General features: G+C 51.6%; 1 protein-coding gene. It reads right to left on the bottom strand.

All coding sequences use genetic code 11. The annotated features are described in order from the left end of the window. Positions 1 to 82: 82 nt before the first annotated feature. Positions 83 to 1,051: recombinase zinc beta ribbon domain-containing protein (locus tag DW720_RS13620; RefSeq protein ID WP_118749755.1), on the bottom strand; the 969-nt coding region annotated here is incomplete at its 5' end.

Below are 1,051 nucleotides of genomic sequence, written 5' to 3'. Positions count from 1 at the left end.
TGTAAAACTCTGCTCGATGGCGGGCGGCGGCGTACAAAAAATCTATATGGTGTTTTTAAGAGAACCGTCCCGGCGGGACAGGTCAGGCAGTGACCTGTTCCACCTCCGGGATGGGTTTGAGATTAAAATGAATTTCGATAGAAATGTGTCTTGTTTTATCTTCGTCAATGCGCTCATGCACGACGATTTCTTTGATTAAGCGGTTGAGGGTGGCTGCGTCCAGCTCTGTGATATTGGCGTATTCCTGAATGGCTTCCACCCATTGTTTTGCGTCATTGGCAAGCTGGACTTCATCGGACAGCCGCTTTCTGCCCTCGGACACTTTTGTTTTAAGCTCCGTCTGCTCGGTCTGTGTCTTTTCCAGCATGGTGTTGAAATTCTGCTCACTGATACGCCCTGCAATCATATCCTCATAAAGCCGCATGACCATTTTGTCCAGAACCTCAATCCGTTCCTCGTCCCTTGTAAGGGAGCGTTCCATTGCTTCCCGCTGTTCCCGCTGCTCGGCTTCACAGGTATTGGTCAGGCGGTCGGCAACCGCTTCCCCGTCCATCAGGGCAGCTCTGGCACATTCCCGGATTTTCCGCAGCACATGGCTGTAAAGGGTGTCATAGTCAATCCGGTGCTGGGTGCAGTGGTTCTTTCCAAAGGCATTGTAGGTCTTGCAGGAGTAAATCCGCTGGGGATGTTTAGCGTTTGTGTAGCGTACCGTCAGCGACTTCCCACACTCGCCGCATTTTAACAGTCCGGCAAACAGGCTGATTTCATTGGTCTGCCCCGGACGCTGGCGGGATTTCAGCTTGTTCTGCACAATGTCAAAGCTCATGCGGTCAATCAGCGGTTCATGCTGTCCCTCCACCACAATCCAGTCCTCCGGCTTCTTTTCTCCAATCGTGCCGATTTTGAAACGGTAGTCTTTTTTCTGGGAAGCAATCGCCCCGGTGTAGACGGGATTCATCAAGAGGTCTTTGATAACGGAGAAGTCCCACATATACCGTCCGTTTTCTGGGTCTTTCTTTTCCCATTTGGTGCGGGTATTGCGAAGCCCCCG

Source organism: Clostridium sp. AM27-28 (genome assembly GCF_003480955.1).
GTDB lineage: Bacteria > Bacillota > Clostridia > Lachnospirales > Lachnospiraceae > Otoolea > Otoolea fessa.
This window is presented reverse-complemented; position numbering and strand designations above follow the sequence as displayed.